18 protein-coding genes and 1 tRNA gene are annotated in these 18,673 nt (G+C 67.8%); 11 read left to right on the forward strand and 8 right to left on the reverse strand.

Annotated elements, in window-relative coordinates; all coding sequences use genetic code 11:
* Positions 1–25: 25 nt before the first annotated feature.
* Together B7K23_RS05520 and B7K23_RS05525 are read right to left on the reverse strand one after the other, a co-directional pair.
* Positions 26–898 (reverse strand): alpha/beta fold hydrolase, encoded by an 873-nt coding sequence (locus tag B7K23_RS05520; RefSeq protein ID WP_084125365.1) that lies wholly within the window; start codon positions 896–898, stop codon positions 26–28.
* 136 nt (positions 899–1,034) lie between these two features.
* Positions 1,035–1,394: a hypothetical protein gene (locus tag B7K23_RS05525; RefSeq protein ID WP_084125366.1), complete on the reverse strand. Its 360-nt coding sequence runs from the start codon at positions 1,392–1,394 to the stop codon at positions 1,035–1,037.
* Positions 1,395–1,511: 117 nt separating this feature from the next.
* On the opposite strand from B7K23_RS05525, the gene B7K23_RS05530 reads away from it, so the two are divergent.
* Entirely contained in the window at positions 1,512–2,237 is a 726-nt protein-coding gene (locus B7K23_RS05530; protein WP_234996428.1) for a Sir2 family NAD-dependent protein deacetylase, read from the forward strand.
* A gap of 124 nt (positions 2,238–2,361) precedes the next feature.
* The gene (gtfA, locus tag B7K23_RS05535; protein WP_084125367.1) at positions 2,362–3,855 is read left to right on the forward strand and encodes a sucrose phosphorylase; all 1,494 of its coding nucleotides are present in this window, start codon (positions 2,362–2,364) and stop codon (positions 3,853–3,855) included.
* A gap of 63 nt (positions 3,856–3,918) precedes the next feature.
* On the opposite strand, the gene B7K23_RS05540 is transcribed toward gtfA, so the two are convergent.
* Both B7K23_RS05540 and B7K23_RS05545 read right to left on the reverse strand, forming a co-directional pair.
* Positions 3,919–5,235 carry a nitrate/nitrite transporter gene (locus B7K23_RS05540; RefSeq protein WP_084125368.1) on the reverse strand — a complete coding sequence of 439 codons (1,317 nt, stop codon included), beginning with the start codon at positions 5,233–5,235 and terminating at the stop codon, positions 3,919–3,921.
* A 189-nt stretch (positions 5,236–5,424) separates the two neighbouring features.
* Entirely contained in the window at positions 5,425–6,015 is a 591-nt protein-coding gene (locus B7K23_RS05545; protein ID WP_084125369.1) for a thymidine kinase, read from the reverse strand.
* A 196-nt stretch (positions 6,016–6,211) separates the two neighbouring features.
* Between B7K23_RS05545 and B7K23_RS05550 the strand changes: the two genes are divergently transcribed.
* From B7K23_RS05550 to drt3b, 5 genes are all read left to right on the forward strand, one after another.
* Positions 6,212–7,561, forward strand: coding sequence for a glycoside hydrolase family 6 protein (locus tag B7K23_RS05550; RefSeq protein ID WP_084125370.1), 1,350 nt, complete (start codon positions 6,212–6,214; stop codon positions 7,559–7,561).
* A 52-nt stretch (positions 7,562–7,613) separates the two neighbouring features.
* Complete coding sequence (locus B7K23_RS05555; protein ID WP_084125371.1) at positions 7,614–8,504, forward strand: hypothetical protein; 891 nt, start codon at positions 7,614–7,616, stop codon at positions 8,502–8,504.
* The gene (locus B7K23_RS05560; RefSeq protein WP_084125372.1) at positions 8,497–8,910 is read left to right on the forward strand and encodes a hypothetical protein; all 414 of its coding nucleotides are present in this window, start codon (positions 8,497–8,499) and stop codon (positions 8,908–8,910) included. Before B7K23_RS05555 ends, B7K23_RS05560 begins: the two co-directional genes overlap by 8 nt.
* A gap of 587 nt (positions 8,911–9,497) precedes the next feature.
* Positions 9,498–10,763: an antiviral reverse transcriptase Drt3a gene (gene drt3a, locus B7K23_RS05565; protein WP_159451320.1), complete on the forward strand. Its 1,266-nt coding sequence runs from the start codon at positions 9,498–9,500 to the stop codon at positions 10,761–10,763.
* Positions 10,756–12,786 (forward strand): antiviral reverse transcriptase Drt3b, encoded by a 2,031-nt coding sequence (gene drt3b / locus B7K23_RS05570; RefSeq protein ID WP_304441558.1) that lies wholly within the window; start codon positions 10,756–10,758, stop codon positions 12,784–12,786. The genes drt3a and drt3b overlap by 8 nt, the downstream gene beginning before the upstream one ends.
* A gap of 1,098 nt (positions 12,787–13,884) precedes the next feature.
* Here the strand turns inward: drt3b and B7K23_RS05575 are convergent.
* Complete coding sequence (locus B7K23_RS05575) at positions 13,885–14,127, reverse strand: AlpA family transcriptional regulator (protein WP_307175420.1); 243 nt, start codon at positions 14,125–14,127, stop codon at positions 13,885–13,887.
* Between the two features lie 78 nt (positions 14,128–14,205).
* Between B7K23_RS05575 and B7K23_RS05580 the strand changes: the two genes are divergently transcribed.
* Both B7K23_RS05580 and B7K23_RS05585 read left to right on the forward strand, forming a co-directional pair.
* A complete protein-coding gene (locus B7K23_RS05580; RefSeq protein ID WP_084125376.1) occupies positions 14,206–14,838 on the forward strand; it encodes a helix-turn-helix domain-containing protein in 633 nt (210 codons plus the stop codon).
* Positions 14,839–14,851: 13 nt separating this feature from the next.
* Complete coding sequence (locus tag B7K23_RS05585) at positions 14,852–15,964, forward strand: site-specific integrase (RefSeq protein ID WP_159451321.1); 1,113 nt, start codon at positions 14,852–14,854, stop codon at positions 15,962–15,964.
* A gap of 98 nt (positions 15,965–16,062) precedes the next feature.
* Here the strand turns inward: B7K23_RS05585 and B7K23_RS05590 are convergent.
* A tRNA-Lys gene (locus B7K23_RS05590) sits at positions 16,063–16,135 on the reverse strand.
* 107 nt (positions 16,136–16,242) lie between these two features.
* Between B7K23_RS05590 and B7K23_RS05595 the strand changes: the two genes are divergently transcribed.
* The gene (locus B7K23_RS05595) at positions 16,243–16,422 is read left to right on the forward strand and encodes a hypothetical protein (RefSeq protein ID WP_084125378.1); all 180 of its coding nucleotides are present in this window, start codon (positions 16,243–16,245) and stop codon (positions 16,420–16,422) included.
* 19 nt (positions 16,423–16,441) lie between these two features.
* On the opposite strand, the gene B7K23_RS05600 is transcribed toward B7K23_RS05595, so the two are convergent.
* On the reverse strand, positions 16,442–17,350 hold the full coding sequence (locus tag B7K23_RS05600) for a phosphotransferase (RefSeq protein ID WP_159451322.1): 909 nt from the start codon (positions 17,348–17,350) through the stop codon (positions 16,442–16,444).
* Complete coding sequence (locus tag B7K23_RS15685) at positions 17,347–17,967, reverse strand: Pr6Pr family membrane protein (protein WP_159451323.1); 621 nt, start codon at positions 17,965–17,967, stop codon at positions 17,347–17,349. Before B7K23_RS15685 ends, B7K23_RS05600 begins: the two co-directional genes overlap by 4 nt.
* A gap of 80 nt (positions 17,968–18,047) precedes the next feature.
* On the opposite strand from B7K23_RS15685, the gene B7K23_RS05605 reads away from it, so the two are divergent.
* Entirely contained in the window at positions 18,048–18,629 is a 582-nt protein-coding gene (locus tag B7K23_RS05605) for a DUF1349 domain-containing protein (RefSeq protein WP_255376291.1), read from the forward strand.
* The last annotated feature ends 44 nt before the right edge of the window (positions 18,630–18,673 follow it).

The following is an 18,673-nucleotide window of genomic DNA, read 5'->3' on the forward strand; positions in this document are numbered from 1 at the left end:
GTTCGCGGCCCTCAGTCGCGCCGCGCTACTCCGTGGCGGTGTGCGCTCCCAGCCAGGAGATCAGGTCGGCGATGACCTCGTCCTTGTTGATCTCGTTGACGAGCTCGTGGCGCGCCCCGGGGTAGATCTTGACGGTCACGTCCGTGAGGCCCGAGCGCTCGCGGTAGTCGCGCTCGAGGTGCCGGATCGAGGAGGGGCCGCCGAGCGGGTCGTCCTCGCCGACCATGAGCAGGAGGGGCAGGTCGCTGCCGAGGCGACGTGCGGGGCGACCGAGGAGCCGGAGAGTATCGCGCAGGCCGAAGAGCCTCAGCAGCGGCTTGTCGGAGGTGAGCGGATCGGCCTTGAAGGCGTGGTGCACGGAGGTGTCGCGGCTCAGCCACTCGAGGCCCGTGTCGCCCAGGTGCTTGTGGCGCGCGTTGAGGTCGCCGCCGTTCATGTGCCGCACCGTGCGGTGTGCCGAGCCCATGAGGATCGCGGCGTCGTAGTCGGCGGCGTGGTCATTGAGGATGATCTGCGCCATGAGCGAGCCCCACGAATGGCCGAACAGGACCAGGGGCAGGTTGGGGTGAGCCTCGCGGATGATGCCGGTGAGCTGGCGGACGGCGGCGACCGTGGCGCGGTGCCCACCGATGCCGAGACGGCCCTGTCGACTCGCATCGCCGCCGTGCTGCTCGAGGCCCGTGCGGCCGTGACCGCGGTGGTCGTCGGCCCACACGGTGAAGCCTGCGGCGGCAAGGGCCCTGCCGACGTGGTCGTAGCGACCGGAGTGCTCGCCCACGCCGTGGAGGAGCTGGACGACGCCCCGAGGCCTGTCGGCCTCCCACACCCGCACGTGGATGCGGACGCCGTAGGCGTCGGTGTAGGTCGTGTCCGAGGCGGCCTTGGCGTCGTCGCTCATGTCTGCACGATATCGGGAGCGGCCCGGGACGGGCGCCGCTTCCGAGGGGCGTGCGGGTGCTGCTGGCGCTCCCCGAGGGGCCGCACGCGTGCTGGTGGTGACCGCTCGCAGGGACGCAGGGAGAGGGTGAGCGAGGTCATGCCGCGATCACGTCTCCCGCGGGCATCGCATCGGTGTCGCCGATCGCGTCGGTCGCGGAGTCGCGGAACGCGTTGGCCGCCGCGAAGCTCAGGCCCTGGTCCCACACCGCGACGGTGAGGATGCGTGCGTCGTCGGCGAGGTCGGGGCCCTCGCCGTCGGAGGGGTCGCCGGGGGTCACGGCGGAGGCGTTGACGTAGCGGTCGCCGTCGTCCGTCGACTCCGACGTGGTGGAGGAGTCGGTGATCGCGGGTGCGGAGGTCTCGGGAGACGCGTCCGTGTCGGTCGCGCAGCCGGAGAGGAGGAGGGCCCCGACTGCGGCTGCCGCGACGGCGGTGAAGGTGCGCTGCGTTCTCATGGCTTCAGTTCAGTCCCGGACCCTCAGAGCGCGCTGGGAACGCCCTGCGAGGTCGCTCCGAGGTGCCCGCGAGCCCCGCGTTCACGCGTCGGTTCACGTGCGGCGTAGTGTCGAGGCGTGACCACACGCGTGACCGTCCTGACCGGCGCGGGCGTCTCGACGGGCGCCGGCATCCCCGACTTCCGCGGCCCGCAGGGCGTGTGGACGCTGCGCCCCGACAAGGCACGACTGCTCGAGATCGACGTCTTCGTGAACGACACGGCGATGCGCGAGGAGGGCTGGCGCGACTGGCGCGACCACCCGACCTGGACCTCGCGGCCGACCGATGCGCATCGCGCCCTCGCGCGCCTCGGCGAGTCGGGTGCGCTCACCGCGCTGCTCACCCAGAACATCGACGGCCTGCATCAGGCGGGTGGCTCCCGCCCCGAGGACGTGGTCGAGCTCCACGGGGCGCTCCCGACCACGTCGTGCATGGCGTGCGGGGCCGGCCCGATCCCGACGGTCGACGTGCTCGCGCGCCTCGACGAGCAGCCCGATCCGCGGTGCGCGGAGTGCGGCGGGATCCTCAAGACCGACGTCGTCTACTTCGGGGAGGCGCTCCCGGAGCGCGCGCTCGAGCGGGCGATCCGCGCCTCTCAGGAGTGCGACGTCTTCGTCGCGATCGGCACGACGCTCACGGTCTACCCGGTCGCGTCGCTGCCGGGGGTCGCTCTCGACGCGGGCGCCTCGCTCGTCATCGTCAACGCCGAGGCGACGGCGTACGACCGCTATGCGGACGAGGTGATCCGCGAGCCCATCGAGACCGCGGTGCCCGCGCTCGTCGAGCGCTGGCTCGCGGACTGAGCCGACCCGAGCCGGACCCACCGGAAAGGCGTTGTTCCCGCCCGGGTGGCGCATCGTCCCCGTCCCAGCGGTCGCATCGTCCCTGTTCCTGCGCGATGCTGGAGCCGAGGGAAGGCGGTGCGCGATGGAGCGTGGCGACGAGAAGGTCCAACTGATCACCTATGCCGACAGGCTTGCGGGTGACCTGCCCGGACTCGCGGCGCTCCTGAGGCGAGAGCCGTTCGCGGAGGCGTTCGCGGGCGTGCACGTGCTGCCGTTCTACACGCCGTTCGACGGCGCCGACGCGGGCTTCGACCCGAGCGACCACACCGAGGTGGACCCGCGGCTCGGCACGTGGGACGACATGCGCGAGCTGTCGACCACGCACACCACGATGATGGACCTCATCGTCAACCACGTCTCCTCGGACTCGGCGGCGTTCCAGGACGTCGTCGCGCGCGGGCGCGACTCCGAGTTCCACGACATGTTCCTCACGCTCGGCTCGGTCTTCCCCGACGGCGCGACCGAGGAGCAGCTCACCGGGATCTACCGGCCCCGTCCCGGCCTGTGCTTCACTCCCATGACGCTCGGGGGCGAGAAGCGGCTCGTGTGGACCACGTTCACGCCGCAGCAGATCGACATCGACGTGCGCTCCGCGCCTGGGCGGGACTACCTCGCGCGGATCCTCGAGCGCGCGGGGGATGCCGGGGTCTCGCTCGTGCGGCTCGACGCGGTCGGCTATGCGATCAAGGCGCCGGACACCACGTCGTTCATGGTCGCCGAGACCTTCGACTTCATCGAGGACTTCACGGAGCAGGCGCGCGGGCACGGCGTCGGGGTGCTCGTCGAGGTGCACTCGTACTACCGGCGCCAGCTCGAGATCGCGTCCAAGGTGGACCTCGTCTACGACTTCGCGCTGCCGCCGCTCGTGCTGCACGCGCTCTACACCGGTCACGGGGAGGTGCTGAAGCAGTGGATGGAGATCCGGCCCCGCAACGCTGTCACGGTGCTCGACACCCACGACGGCATCGGGGTCATCGACGTGGGCCCGTCGTCCGATCCCGGCGGCGGTCCCGGGCTGCTGAGCGATGCGCAGATGGACGAGCTGGTCGAGGGGATCCACTCGCACTCCGGGGAGACCTCGCGCGAGTCGACGGGCGCCGCGGCCTCGAACCTGGACCTCTACCAGGTCAACTGCACGTTCTACGACGCGCTCGGCCAGGACGACCGCAGGTACCTGGCCGCGCGCGCGATCCAGCTCTTCACTCCCGGGATCCCGCAGGTCTACTACGCGGGCGCGCTCGCGGCGGTCAACGATATGGCGCTGCTGCGGTCGACGGGCGTCGGGCGCGACATCAACCGGCCCTACTACGACGGGCCCGCTTTGGAGGCCGCGCTGTCGCGGCCCGTGGTGCGGGCCCAGCTCGAGCTGTGCGCCTTCCGCAATGAGCTCCCCGCGTTCTCCGGGGACGTCGAGGTCGGCCTCGACGGCTCGGCCCTCACCATGACCAGGCGCGGGGACGATGCGTGGGCGACCCTGGCCGTCGACCTCGCGTCGGGCGCCACGGTCATCCAGTGGGAGGGCCCGCGGGGCCGCGGATCCACGGAGGACCTCCTGGAGTCGCCGCCGAAGGTGTGAGGCGGCGAGCGGCCTCGCGGCCGACCGCCGCGAGGCCGTGGCGCGCGGAGGTCACGCCTCGCGCTACTTGGCGCGCAGGCGTCGCCAGATCTCCGCGACCGTGGGCACGCGGGCGGGCTCCACCTGCATGGCCGCCCTGGTCTCGCGGCGGCTCGCGATCACGCCGACCACCCCCATCAGCCAGGGGATCAGCAGCGTCGCGAAGGCGATGCGGTACTCGTGCAGCGCGTACTCGGTCGCTCCCGCGGGGGAGGCGAGCTGGAGGGCGACTCCGACGATGAGGATCGAGATGATCGAGGCGACGAAGCCGCCCATGTTCACGAAGCCGGTCGCGCTGCCGACGCGGTGCTGCGCCGCGAACGAGCGCGCGAAGTCCATGCCGACGAGCGACATCGGGCCGCCCGCCGCGACAGCGACCACGAAGAGGATCAGCTGCCACAGGGGCCGCGGCGTGCTCGGCACGAGGATCGCGACCCACGCCAGCGCGGTCACGGACGCTCCGCCGAGCACGAGCCACGAGCGGCGCATCGGGAAGCGCGAGGTCATCGCGCCGATGAGCGGTCCCACGGCGATGTTCGTGACCACCGCGACGGTGAGGAGCATCGATGCCTCGGCCGTCGTGCGGCCCTCGCCCTGGGTGAAGAACGGGACGCCCCACAGCAGCGCGATCGTGTTGATGGAGAAGGGCCCCAGGAAGTGCGACCAGAATCCGAGCCGCACGCCGGGCGTGTGCCAGTGCAGGCGCAGCGCCTGCGCGATCGAGAACTTGTCGGGCTCCTGGGTGGGCTTGCCGTGGCCCGGTCGCAGCATCGTCCACCAGACCCCGATCGCGGCGAGCACGCCCACGATCGCGAGGCCGCCGAACGTGCCCGTCCACCCGGTGTGATGCAGGGCGAACGCGACCGGGATGGCCGTGGCGAGCTGACCCGCCTGCCCGAGCAGGCCGGTCATCTGCACCATCACGGGCACCCGCTTGGGTGGGAAGTAGAGGCCGACCACGCGCGTCGCCGCGATGAAGATGGGGGCGTCGCCGACGCCGATCAGCACGCGCGCGACGAGCGCCCAGCCGAAGCCGGGGGCGTAGGCCATGAGGCCCTGGCCGAGCGCCATGACGAGCGAGCCGGCGACCATGACGGGCGCCGGGCCCCAGCGGTCCAGCAGCACCCCCGCCGGCACCTGCATGGCCGCGTACGCGGCGATCTGCAGGACTGCGAGCATCGACAGCGCGGTGGCCTCGACGCCGAAGCGGTCGATCGCCTCGACGCCCGCCACCCCGAGCGCCGTGCGGTGGATCACCGCGATGAAGTAGGTGGCCGCCGCGACCGCGAACACCGTCCACGCGAGGCGGTTGGCGTGGGCTGGGCGTGCGGCGGCGGTCATCGGGTTCCTCGGCTGTGGTGGGTGCTTGAGCGACCCGGCGGCGCTGGAGAGTCCGTCGTCAGGCTACGCCCGTCCACCCGGGGTCCGACGCCACGGTCGAGGTCCGGTGGCGCGGGAACTGGACTGGCGCATCGTCCTGAGGCGTGCGCGAGACCCGGCCGCATCGTCCCTGCGCGGGAGGCGACCCGCTCAAGCGTGACGGACCGGGCCGACCTTCTGGATGTAGCAGCGGCCGCACAGCGACTCGTACTCGGCCTGCTGGCCGTCGATCGCGACCTGGTCGCCGTGGCTCACGAACTCGCCGTCGATCCGGCGCCCGTTGAACACGGCCTTGGAGCCACAGCGGCAGATGGTCTTGAGCTCCTCGATCGCGTGCGAGATCTCGAGCAGGCGCAGCGAGCCGGGGAAGGAGTGGGTCATGAAGTCGCCGCGCAGGCCGTAGCAGAGCACCGGGATGCCCCGCATGACGGCGATCTCGTAGGCCTCGTCCACCTGGGAGGGCGTGAGGAACTGGGCCTCGTCGACGAAGATCGCGTCGATCTGGTCGAGCGGCTGGTGGGTCTCAAGCTTGTCGAGGAACGACTCCTCGGCACCGAGCAGCACGTCCACCTTGCGCTCCACGCCGATGCGCGACTGGACGGACTCGCCCGCCTTCGTGTCGATGCCGGGCTTCACGATGACGGGGTGCTGGTCGCGCTCCTCATAGTTGTAGGCCGCGGTCAGCAGCAGCGCCGACTTGGACGAGTTCATCGCGCCGTAGCGGAAGTACAGCTTGGCCACCGGTGGTCCTCCCCTTATGTTCGGAGGCAATCGTATCGGCGCCAGTCGTGGGCGCCGCCGATCTCCGCGACGGCCGCGAGGGCGAAGACGACGACGATGCGCACCAGGGTCATGGCGCTACCGTAGCCCGGGCCAGGCGGTGGTCTTCCGCACATTCCCTGGTCTCGGGCCGATCGGCTCGTTATCGTTCGTGAACATGACCCGTCGCGTGCCCGCCCTCGCGCTCGTCGTCGCCCTCGCGCTGAGCCTCGTGGTGGCCGTGGCACGGCCTGCGTCCGCCGGCGACGCGCTCTGCGTCGCGCAGTACACGGTGCAGTCGAAGTGGGACGGCGGTTTCACCGCGCAGGTGCGCCTGCGCAACACGTCGGGCAAGGCGCTGACGTCGTGGCGCGCGGCCTTCTCTTTCAGGGACGGCCAGACGATCTCGCAGGCCTGGAATGCCGAGGTCGTCACCGCCTCGGGCCGCGCCAAGGTCCGCCATCTCTCCTACAACACGTACCTGGCGAAGGGTGCGTGGGTCGAGTTCGGGTTCAACGGCACCTGGTCGGACGGAAACAGGAGGCCCATCGACTTTCGCCTGAACGGTGAGCGGTGCGTCCTCAGGAACTGGACGGCGACCGTGACGGGAGGCACCGCATCGTCCGGGCCCACTGCGTCATCCGGCTCGGGTTCCGGCGTCGGCACCACGACCACGGTCACCCAGTCGTCCTCGAAGTTCTTCACGAGCGCCGACACCCAGGCCTACGCCGCGTTCTCGAGCGCAAGCGGAACCCAGCGGAAGCTGCTTGCGAAGATCGCGAAGACCCCGACCGCCCGGTGGATCGGCGACTGGTACACCGCGTCCCAGGCCAAGGCCGAGACCAGGACGTACACGAGGGCCGCGAAGCGGGCCGGGCGCACGGGCGTGATGGTCATCTACGCGATCCCCGGCCGCGACTGCGGCTCATACTCGGCGGGAGGCCTGACGGCGACGGGCTACAAGAAGTGGATCGATGCGGTTGCAGATGGCATTGTCGGCAAGCCATGGATCGTCCTCGAGCCCGACGCGATCGCGCAGATGGGTGACTGCTCGGGCCAGGGCAACCGCGCGGGTCTGCTGAGGTACGCAGCGAAGGTACTCACGCAGCACGGCGGCAAGGTCTACCTCGACGCGGGGCACTCGAACTGGCGCTCCGTCTCCGACACGGTGAGCCGCCTCAAGGAGGTCGGCTTCCGCTACGCGGTCGGGTTCTCGCTCAACACGTCGAACTACAACACGACCAAGGCGGAGAGGGCCTACGGGCAGGCTATCTCCAAGAAGCTCGGCGGGAAGCCCTTCGTCATCGACACGTCGCGCAATGGCAACGGCTCCAACGGCGAGTGGTGCAACCCGTCGGGCCGCGCGCTCGGGGCCAAGCCGGGGCTCGTGAAGGACTCCTCGAACCTCAAGGCGCTGCTGTGGATCAAGGCGCCCGGCGAGTCCGACGGCACGTGCAACGGCGGGCCGGCCGCGGGGCAGTGGTGGCAGAAAGGCGCGCTCGCGCTCGCGCGCAACGCGTCGTGGTGAGATTGGACGCCTGACTCGTGCCATGCTCCCCTCAGTGAGAGGGGGGGAGCGCATGGACGATGCGCGGTTCTGGGAGGTCGTCGGGTCCACCAGTCGGTGGAAGCGCGGGCACCTCGCGCACCTGACGCGCAGCATCGAGGCTCTTGGGCCCGAGGGTGCCGCCGAGTTCTGGCACGACGCGGTGGCGCGGGCGGAGAGACTCGCCGAAGACTTCGCGACCGACTCCCACCGGTCCACCATCTACGCGGTGCTCGACTACGTCCTCGAAGGTCAGGCCGGCGTGGATGCGCTCCAGACCGTGGACTGGGCCGAGGCCGCGTATGCGCCGGGGCGAGCCATCGATCTTGAGGACAAGCTCGCGGCCTTCTACGAGCGCGAGACGCAGACGCCGTTCCCGCACCCCGCCGCGACCGCACCGGACCGGATCTGGGCGCAGAGCTGGTACTCCATGGCGGGGCTGCCTCGCGACCTCGTCGCGGGGACCACCGCAGCGTTCGAGGCGGTCAACGCGAGCCCCGAGATCGTCGCCGCGCTCGATGAGACTGGGCGGCGCAACCTCGAGATGCTGGCGTCGATCTCTCATGACGCCGAGCGCGGCTGGTTGGTCGGTACGCGCGAGGGGTCGTGGGTTCGCGTGCGCAACCGCCGGTGGGATGTGGGGGCGTCGTGCCAGTGGGACACCGAGGCGCTGAGAACCATGCGGTACGCCGACGGGCTGGGTCTCGTGTGCGAGATCGTGGACACGCTCGCGGCGAAGCGCGCCGGCTTCCCGACGTCCGTGGAGGTGGCAGGCCTGCGTGCGCTCGTGGAGCGGGCTGCCGAGCATGAGGAGCTTCCCGGATTGGTCGAGCATCCGAGGGAGCCCTGGGAGCTCTCGCATCACGAGGCGCTCGACATGATGGAGGACCTGACGGACGAGCTCGAGCGGAGGCGCCATGCTTGAGCTGGTGCTCGCGTCGCTCGGATTGGGGTTCGTGTCCGACCGGCTCGAGCGCCGCGTGGTCCTCGCCAGGATCCGGCGGCTCCAGGACCAGGGAATCCTCGTCTGCGCCGTCCGCGGGCTCGACTCCGACCTGGGCCGGTTCGGTCGACAGTGGCTGTCGAGCGAGTGGCGCGTCGCTCCCGGCAGGGTGCATGTGGGGTCGACGACGATCGTGGTCGAGAGCGTCGAAGCCGGGGCGCGCGAGGGCAGCACCAACGAGTTCATGCTTCCCCTGAGCCTCGATGCGGTCGTGCTCACCGCACGAGGTCCGGGGCCGACGGTCGAGATCGCGATGGCCGCCGAATCGGAGCAGTGGTTCCGCGACACGGTCGCGATCGGCGGAGTGGTGAATGAGATCTCCAAGTAGCCTGCGCGCGCCGCGGGTGGGCCGGTGAGTGGGCCCCGTGGGGCTCGAACCCACGACCTACGGATTCGCAACCTATGACGTTCGTTGGTTTGCGGTGGCGCTCGGCATCTTGCTAGACACGCAAGTTGCCAGCGCGAATGCGATCCATCCGTCATCAGGTCATTTCTTCAGTTGCTGCTGATTTCGGTGGGTATCCGGTGGGGTCTGGATCCGGCGCCGTCGATCGGCGGTGCCATAGAGGGCGCGGTGCTACGTCGTCGCATTGGCCGGTAGTGGAGAACGGCGCGCTGTCGTGGCCAATCGGGCGCCTGGGGCGCGGAGGCGGGACTCGATAGGGAGCTGCGCTCGGGGCCCAGCAATTCCGTCTGGCGATGGATTCATGGTTCGGGGCTGTCGTGCAGCGCTCGCCGGGTCCTGCCACATACCAGGGCCTTGCTTCTCGCCTGCTATTCGGTAGGGTTGAGGCAGCCGCAGGTCCAATGGGGGGGAAGTTGCGCCACACTGAGTTCACGCCCGACGCGCTCTTCCGGATCGCCCTACTCGAAACGCGTAAGGGCCACCCCGATCCGGGCTTTCGGTTCGCCGACGTGGCGGACAAGATCCGGGATCTGAAGGACCTACGCGCCGCGCGAATCGAGGAGTGCACGCGGCTTGAGAAGATCGACAAAGCCGCTGCGCGGAAACGTCGTGGCGAATATATGGCGGAGGCAAGGGACTTGCGCGCCGAGAAGGACCTGCTATTCAGGGACCGACTTGCGACAATCTCAGATGGCATTCTTGCCGATATTGATAGTGGCGGGTTCGTATGGGGCCTCTCGCAAGGGAAACTCGCGAGGGGAAAGCGGACCTACCGAGTTGCGGTAGACAACCGGACATACTTCGCAGCAAAGCAAGTTGAGGCGTCCCTGGGGCAACTGCGCTACGAGGGTATGCCAGACCGCCATGCGATTGCTCGTCAACTTCGTGAGGCATTGGACGGGCCGCTGCCGCGATGTGTGGCCCGACTGGATATCGAGAGCTACTTCGAGAGCATTCCGCATGCCCGACTTGTTCGCTCGCTGCGAGAAACCCGACGAGTGCCGTCCTCGGTAGTCACGCTGGTATCCGGTCTGCTTCGCGAATTCGCGGCGATCACCGGTCAAGCGCGCGGCGTCCCGCGCGGCGTCGGCATGAGTTCGCTGCTCGCTGAGTTCTACGTTCGAGAACTCAATGTGCGAATGCGTAGCCACGACGGCGTGCTGTATTTCGCCAGGTACGTCGACGACATGATCGTGATCACCGGCGACGAGGTATCTCTCACGGATGCCGAGCGCCAGGTACGGCGCTTGGTTGAGGCGCTTGGCCTCCGGCTCAATCCTGCGAAGACTGAGCGGAGGCTGTCGATATCCAAGCCGTGGGAGCTCTCGCAGAGCATCACGTTCCTCGGCTATGAGTTCCGCAAGGATGGCGGCAACTCGGCGGTTCGTATGCCTCGGACCGTCGTGAACAGGTATCAAGAGCGCATTGAAGATGCGTTCCACGCCTGGGATCGCGCTTCCCCTCGCACATCTGGCCACGATGGTCTTCTGCTTGACCGCGTGCGTTTCCTGTCCGGCAATCTGCGGCTGTCAGGGGGCAGGGCCCGTGCAGTGACAGGGGCGTACTTCAACCAACCGGCGCTGACGGATGTCGAAGATCTACGGGGGCTCGACGATTTCCTGCGGACGCACATCGACAAGCGTCCGGCTCTGCCTCACCGGCTACGAACGGGCTTGGCTTCGTGCCGGTTTGAGGAGGGTTTCACCGACCGTACCTTCTATTCGATGAGCCCCGAGAGGCTGCAGCGATGTGTGGCGGTGTGGCGCGATGCCTAGGACCACGCGGAGAACTGACGCCAACAAGTATCGTGCGGTGCTGTCCGAGGTGCTTCCGTACGAATTGCCCGTCCCATTCTCCAACCATTCCCTATACCGCGCCCTGCGGTCCCTCGACATGAGTTCCGAGAAGGGGGTAGTCACGGCGCGATGGGTGGGCGCCCAGACTCCGTACCTACTCGCGGTTGTATTCGGACGTTACGTGCCATTTGCCCGTGCGCCAGGTAGTGATGTCATCACGTTCTCAGACCCCGGCAACGTGAGCGGCAGACGTGCATATCCCGAGACGCGACCGATGCCGCTTCGAACCCGGAAAGCGACTGGATCTGAGCGTTGGGTGTCTGTGCTGCATCCCAGGGCGCAGGTCTCCGTGGCGGAGTTCTACGAGCGTTACGAGAGTTCGATTCTCTATTTCACGAGCCGAAGTCGATTCTCGATTCGAAGGCCCGCAGGTGTCGCACGCTATACCGTCCACCGTGACGCGCTGTTCGAGAACGACCTTGCGGACCCGAGTCATGCCGTTGAAGACACGCTGCATGAGTCTGACGAAGTCCGTTCGTATTTTGTCTACGAGCGATACCCACACATCTATCGCTTCTATGAGTCATCCGAGATGCTCAGCCTGGAACGTCGATTCGAGATATTGGCCCGATTCGATGTGACTCGTTGTTTTGAGAGCATTTACACCCACTCCATTTCGTGGGTGACCAATGGGAAGGGCGCGTCCAAGGAATATCGGCGTGCATCGGACCGAACCTTCGGCGGTAGTTTCGACCGGCTCATGCAGTCGCTGAACGAGGACGAGACTCATGGGATCGTCATTGGCCCCGAGGTCTCGCGAATCTTCGCTGAGATCATCCTTCAGGAGATAGACGTCAGGTGCGAGCGTGAGCTAGCGCGCCGTGGTCTTAAGTACGGTCGCGATTACGTAGTGCGCCGGTACTTGGATGACTACTTCGTCTTTGCCAGCGACATGGGGGTGGTTGATGCGGTCAAGGCTGAGCTGGGGGATGCCTTGCGAGAGTTCAGGCTCTACCTGAACGAGAGCAAGTCGACTGTGGAGACCTTGCCAGGCGCGGCCCGCGTGTCGATTGCCAAGACGCGCGTTGCAGAGGTTGTGCGTGAGTGGTTGGGGGTATCGCAGGACTTCGACGTTGATGCGCCGCTAGCGGTTCCTTCGGGAATCTCGGCACGGGGGGCGGTCCTGGACTACAAGTCAGCCCTGCACTCGAGTGGTGCCGATCAGGCCCTAGTCGCAAACTTCGCGCTGTCGAGGCTCGAGATCGGCCTAGATGTGTATCTCCGCGGCGCCGTTCGGCATCTTCGCAATGACCAGACTCGTCCCTGGTCTCATGAGGAGTGGGGGCGTCTGTCGCGCCTGCTCGCTGGGGTCATTGAAGTTGCAGCTGGGGTCTACGTCGGCGCTGAGGCGACGTCGCCAGCCGTGAAGCTGTGCCGCATCTCGGCGAGCATCGAGCGTTTTGCCCGTGTTTCGGGAATGCCTGCTGCGTATGCGTCGAACCTGCGGTTGAAGGTCGCGCGCACCCTTCGAACGATGATCCTGCGCGCGTCCGGTTCGGTGGTCTTGACGTCCCACACCTTGATGCTCCTGGACTGCCTGACGGCACTTGGCGGCGACTACGCACTTACTGACGCGGAACTGCGAGCCCTTCTCCCGGATCACTCTCTGAAGCCTCTCGACGCCGTCTCCGCGCTGTGCATCCTCCGCCATTGCGCGGGCTCCCCGAGCCTGGTGTCCCTGCGGCGCGAAGTTGAGCAGTATGCCGTCGAGTCAGTTCGTCTTGGGGAACGGGTCGCGGACGCCCACTCATCGATGCTTACCGCGGGCCTCCTCTCATCGCAGGCGGTCTCGAAGAGGGCCCGCAAGGATCTCCTCGGCAAATTGGGTTTTCCCTCGGCCGAGATAGACAAAGTCGACGGATCGTCTCGCCTGTCGTTCGAATGGGAAGTTCCTGACTACTACGTAGCCCTTCAGCGGAAGAGAGGCAATTCCGTATACTAGCGATGCGTCTCGCAACAACCGCCCTAAAAAGCGACACACCGGCGCCGTCGAGAAATGTTGTGCAGGCTCGACAAGGCCCAGTGCGGCTGTGGTTCCCAATGTTGGAATCGCACGCACTGGGCTCCTGCGATTCGGCCTCGTGTTGCCGTAGGGCGGGTCGGGAACGGCCCTGCGGACTTCAAGACGGATGGCGATGCACTGGCATCTATCGGCAGGTCGGATATAGGCGTATCGAAGCGCGGGGTCTTCCCGCTCGACGCAAAAAAGCCGGGGGCAGGTGCTGGGCCCGGATGCGCTGTCGATCTTCGTCTGGGCTTCCCTCATGCCTAGTCTGTGGCGGCTCTCGGCTCCTGCCCTGTGCCGCCCATGAGCGCGCGCAGGGTGGCAGGCATGGGTGCAGAGTCGGCGTGTGGGCACACCCGGCCACTCGGCAGGTATCCCCGGGAATCGCATCGTGTGCAACTCGCGATGGCCTCCGTCGTTCGCTGGAGGCGAGCACGGCGCGATGCGGCGTCAGCCTCGCGTCGCCGGAGTTCGCCCTCGCGGCGCGTGGCGGCACATGCTCGACAAGGTGTCCGGGGGTCATGTACGTCGCCACATGGCTGGGGCTCTGCAGCGGGGGATCGGCGCTTCCCCTTCCTATGTCTTTCAGTTGACTCAGTAGGGGTGGTCGTGGCCGCCACACTCTTGGTGCCGATGTCGCCGCCCTCTGGAACACATTGGGTGGCGCTCTGGTGCACCCTTTCCCGGCGCAGAACGATTGCGTATTGCTGGCGCCGTCCGCGGTGCGCGCTGGAGAGTGGGCGTACCGCCCCAATGGCTATAAGTTCCGCCAGCTGCCGCTGCACGGCGCGGGTGCCGTGATGTCCCATGAGCGCGGCTAGGTGATTAACCCCGCCCCAATATCGGGGTGGGTCGTCGTTGTCTCTTGACGCGGACGCCATGAGCGCTAGGAGCAAGCGGAGGCTCGGCCTACTCCCAATCGCATCGCCCCATTGGCTGATGGCGGCGTTCACGTTCCTGGCGCCCACGGTGTGTGTCCCTCGCCCTCGGCCCTCGGCGCGAGCTGGTTGGCTCCGCGGGGGTTGCGTGGGTCCCCTAGTACCTGAGGTCCGCGGCGGCTCGTTCGTCGAGCCACTGTTCGACATCTTCGGGTCGGAATCGGAGATGGCGTCCGATCCGGATGCCTCGTGGGCCGGTGCCGCGGGAGCGCCACACGTAGATCGTCTGTTCAGGTACGCCCAGCGTCCGGGAGAGGTCGCTCACGGTAAGCAGGGACGCCCGGGTCTGGCGTGGTCCGATTGTGGTCATGGAAGCCTCCTCGTGGTTGCGGCCATGCATTGGTCGCCGCTGAGATCGTGTGACTCACGTTAGGCATGAGTGTTGCGATGACGCAAGAGATGAGCGTATTGTGTTGTCATGAATCAAGAACTGAGTGTCGGTGCCGAGGATGCATGGGGCGCCTGGACGCGACGGGTGGGGCGGAACGTAGCGGCTGCGCGCGAACGGCGTGGCATGTCTGCTCGCGAGCTCGCGGAACGTACTAGGGCGCTCGGCTTTGAGGTGCCGCGAAACTCGATCGCCAACCTCGAGTCGGGCCGGAAGGGTTCTGTGTCGATAGCGGAAGTGGCGGCGCTCGCCGGTGCCCTGGAGGTTGCTCCGCTGGTCTTGTTGTTCGACCCTGAGGGTGCCGATGCCGAGTTTCTCCCTGGGCGCGAGGCGGCACAGGTCGTAGCCGCCGATTGGTTCGCAGGACTCCAGCCGGAACCTCGATCGGATGGTCCGATGCGAGCATCCGACCTCGACTACGCGGGTGCGCTTCCGCTCTATCGCAGGCACCGTGAGGTCGCCGCCAGGCTCAGCGCCTTCGCTCGCTCGATCGAGATTCGCGATCATGCGGTGGCCTGGAGCGGGCCGACCGATGGTGACTGCCGTGAGTGGGTGCAACGACTTCTACGCGTGCGCGCTGAGATTCGTGAGCACGGCTATCGGGAGCTGCCGATCGAAGATGCGGTCCGAGGGCTTGTAGATCGGTTTGGCGACGATGGCTAGACCTCCGCTTGAGGTGGGGACCTGGGGGCATATTTCCATCGCCGAAGTAGAGCCGCGGCGCCGCTACATCGCGCGCGCCCGCTTTCGCGACTTTGACGGTCTGACGAGGAAGGTCGAGGCGGCGGGGCCGTCTAGAGCTCGTGCCGAGGCGCGGCTGCTAGAGCGCCTGCGGCGTCGAGCGAAGGCGGGCGATGAGTACCTATCGGGACTCACGCGGGTCTCGGTACTCGCGTCACATTGGCTCGAGACTGAGGTGGACGGATCGTCACGGGCCGCGTCGACCAGGCTGCGCTACCGGTTGACGGTGAACAACCACGTGACGCCGCGCATCGGCGGGCTGCTTCTGCACGAGGTCAGCACGGCCACTGTCGATCGAGTTCTGCGAGCGATCACAACTGATACGGGCGCGGCGACCGCAAGGCTCGCGAGATCGTGCATGGCATCGATGTTTGCTCTAGCGGTACGTCACGACGCGATTGCTGCGAACCCCGTGCGTGAGACTCTGGCCGTCGCGCCTACCGGCGGCGAAGCCAAAGCAATTTCAGTTGTCGACGTGAAGGCGCTCCGTGTTGATCTCCGGGCGGACCAAGTCGCACGGGATGCTGACTTGATCGACCTCGTTGACTTGCTCCTAGTGACGGGCGTTCGGATTGGTGAAGCGCTCGCGCTGAGGTGGCAGGACATCGACTTCGAAACGCGGAGGGTGGTCGTCAGCGGCACGATGGTTCGCGACGGCGCCAGAGGGCTTGTGCGCCAAGGTCAGACGAAGGGCAAGCGCGCCCGATCCCTGTCCATACCGCAGGCAACCGTCACGATGCTTCTCGAGCGGCAGGTGCACGGTGTTCCGAGCGAGGTCGTGTTCCCCTCCGCCGCCCTCGGATTCCGGGAGGTGTCCACGGTGAACAAGCAGTGGCGCGCGTTCCGATCACGCAATCCGCGCTGGAGTGAAGTGCAGCTAAAGCACTTCCGCAAGACCGTTGCGACGACCCTTGAGCGCACCGTCGGCCTGGAGAGCGCTGCGAGTGTGCTCGGCCACGCGGGCGTCGCTGTGACTTCGAAACACTATGTTGAGCGGGCGCTTGAGGCTCCCGACCACTCCGAAATCCTTGCTGGACTGCTCGCGTAGCGGCGCTTCGGGCGGAGCCAAAACGGTGAGTTTGCGGTGGCTGCTGGACTCGTAACTCCGACTCTGCTCGGGCAGTTGCCAATCTACGTGGTCCTTCGTGGGCCCCGTGGGGCTCGAACCCACGACCTACGGATTAAAAGTCCGCTGCTCTACCAACTGAGCTAGAGGCCCGCAGACAATCGTAGCCGGGCCGCTGCGTCGCCCCTTCCGGAGGGGTGCCCGCGGTGCGGCCGGGTTGCCCCTCGGAATGTTGACCAGGTGTCAACTGTTCCCCAGGCATGAGAATTCTTCTGATTGTCCTGGCTGTCGTCTTCCTGGCCTTCGCGATCGTGGGCTTCCTGGTCAAGGCCCTGCTGTGGCTTGCGGTGCTCGGCCTGATCCTGTTCGCCGCGACGGTCGCCTACTGGGTGATCCGAGCGAAGCTGTCGCATCGCGACGAGGAGCCCGCGCGGGCCTGACGCCGTCCTCCGGGGCGCGCTACCGCAGCAGCCCGAGCGCCTCGAGCGTCCGCCAGGCCATCTTCTGCGTGACCTCGCGGGGCGACAGCGCCATCCCGACGGCCTTGCTGAGTCCGATGCCTCGCGCCCGGGCGAGGAACGCGTCGTCGACGCGACCCGTCTCGCGGTGATACGCCTCGAGCGCCGCCTCGACGCCCGAGGCTGGCATGAGCGCGTGGGTGAAGCCGACGTCGACCGCCGGATCGCACATCGCCATCGAGCCCCAGTCGAAGATGCCTCCGAAGGCGCCGTCATGGCTGAGGACGTTGGCGCCGTGGAGGTCGGCGTGCGACCACACCCACTCCGTGTTGGGTGCGGCGGCGAGCGCGGTCTCCCACAGGCTCAGCGCCGCCTCGAGGTCGAGCCGCTCGCCGTGCGGGCCGCCGTCGTGGTGGGCACGCAGCACCCGCTCGAGCGTCTTCTCGGAGCGGTCCGCCATGGGGATCGACTGCTCGACGTTGAACGGCGCGTCGCCCGGCGCCTCGACATGCACCTGGGCGAGCGCGCGGCCCACGTCGGCTCCCGCATCGGAGGTCAGCGGGACCTCGTCCGCGGTGTCGCCGGGCACCCACGTGACCACGGCCCACGGCCACGGGTAGCCGTGACCCGGCTGCCCGTGCGCCGTGAAGGTGGGCGACGGGAAGTCCCACGAGCGGCTGAGCTGCGGGACCCAGTGCATCTCCGTCTGGAGGAAGGTCACGGCCGGCTCGGTGCGCGGAAGGCGCGCGGCGAGCCCGTCACCCAGGCGGAACATCGCGCAGTCCCATCCGTCGAAGCGGGGTCCGAGCTCGAGCTCGAGCAGCTCGGGATGCTGGTCCGCCAGGAGCCTCGCGACGGTGTCGTGAGAGATCGACGGATGCGCCGGCGGCGGGACCGTGTCGAAGCTCATGCCCCAGTCTCTCGTGTCGGCGTGAGCGGGCGCCACCGGGTGAGCTGTGAGAGCAGCATCCCCACGCCCCAGCATGCGGCGAGCATCCCCGCGCTGGTCGCGAGCACCGAGGCGTAGCCGCCCGCGGGATCCAGGAAGGGGTAGGGGATCCACCCGCAGGTCGCGCCGAGCACGAGTGCGGTCAGGAGGTACGCCGTGGGATACGCGATCACGACCCATGCATGCCGCCAGCTCAGCGCTCGACGCGGGCCCTTGACCAGCCAGTCCGTCAGGAGGATCGCCGCGGAGAGCCCGTGCAGGACCGCGTTCGTCCATAGGTCGGGCAGGGCGAACCCGGCGTGCGCGAGCATCGTCCAGTAGATGACCACCAGAAGGAACAGGTGCGCCGTGGCCGCGAGCCGCGCGGACTCGAGCCGAGGCGACCCGGCCGCCGATCCGCGGAGCGCCGACAGCAGCAGCGTCGCCATCGCGAGGATGTTGGCCTGGATCGTGAAATGGCCGTACAGGTGGAGCACGCTCGGTGTGCCCGACTCGATCACCGCGAGCGTCGTCGCGGCGAGCGCGGCGAAGATCAGTAGCGCTCCCGCCAGCTGCACCCGCGTCCACACGCCCCTCATGCGCGAGACGCTAGCAACGGCGGCGCCTCGTCTCGTGGGGCGTTCTGCCCAGGTGGCCGTCGCTCTCGTACGCTGGACGCGTGAGACTTGGCACCCTTCTCGAGCTGGGCGAGTGGACGACGACGCCCGCGGCCGTCGAGCTGGACGGCGGGACGATGCTGGTGACGGCGAGGCACGGATCCGACGCCTGGCAGACCACCAGCTACGGATTCGTCCACGACGATGCGCATGCGCTGCTCGTGCCGATGGAGGCCCGCCAGGCCGCCGAGGTCACCTTCAGGCTGGACTACGGCGAGCAGTTCGACCAGGCCGGGATCATGGTGCGCGCCGACTCCCGCACATGGATCAAGTGCGGCGTCGAGGTCTCCGACGGAGCGCCCCAGGTGGGCGCCGTCGTCACGCGCGGAGTCTCCGACTGGTCGGTCGCTCCCGTGCCCGAGTGGAATGGTCGCCTCGTGACGGTGCGCGCCTCGCGCGACGGCGACGCGGTGACCGTGCGCGCCAGGGCCGACGACGAGCCGTGGCGGCTCGTGCGCGTCGCACCCCTCGCTCCAGAGGCCGAGGTCGGCGTCGGGCCGTACTGCTGTGCGCCCTCCCGCGCGGGACTGACGGTGACCTTCACCGACTTCCGGCTCGACGAGCCCGACGTCGCTCTGCACTGAGGCCGGTCATCTCGGCGCCTGGTATTCAAGGCCCCCGGTCTCTT

This window comes from Demequina sp. NBRC 110054 (assembly GCF_002090115.1).
In the GTDB taxonomy this organism is placed as follows: domain Bacteria; phylum Actinomycetota; class Actinomycetes; order Actinomycetales; family Demequinaceae; genus Demequina.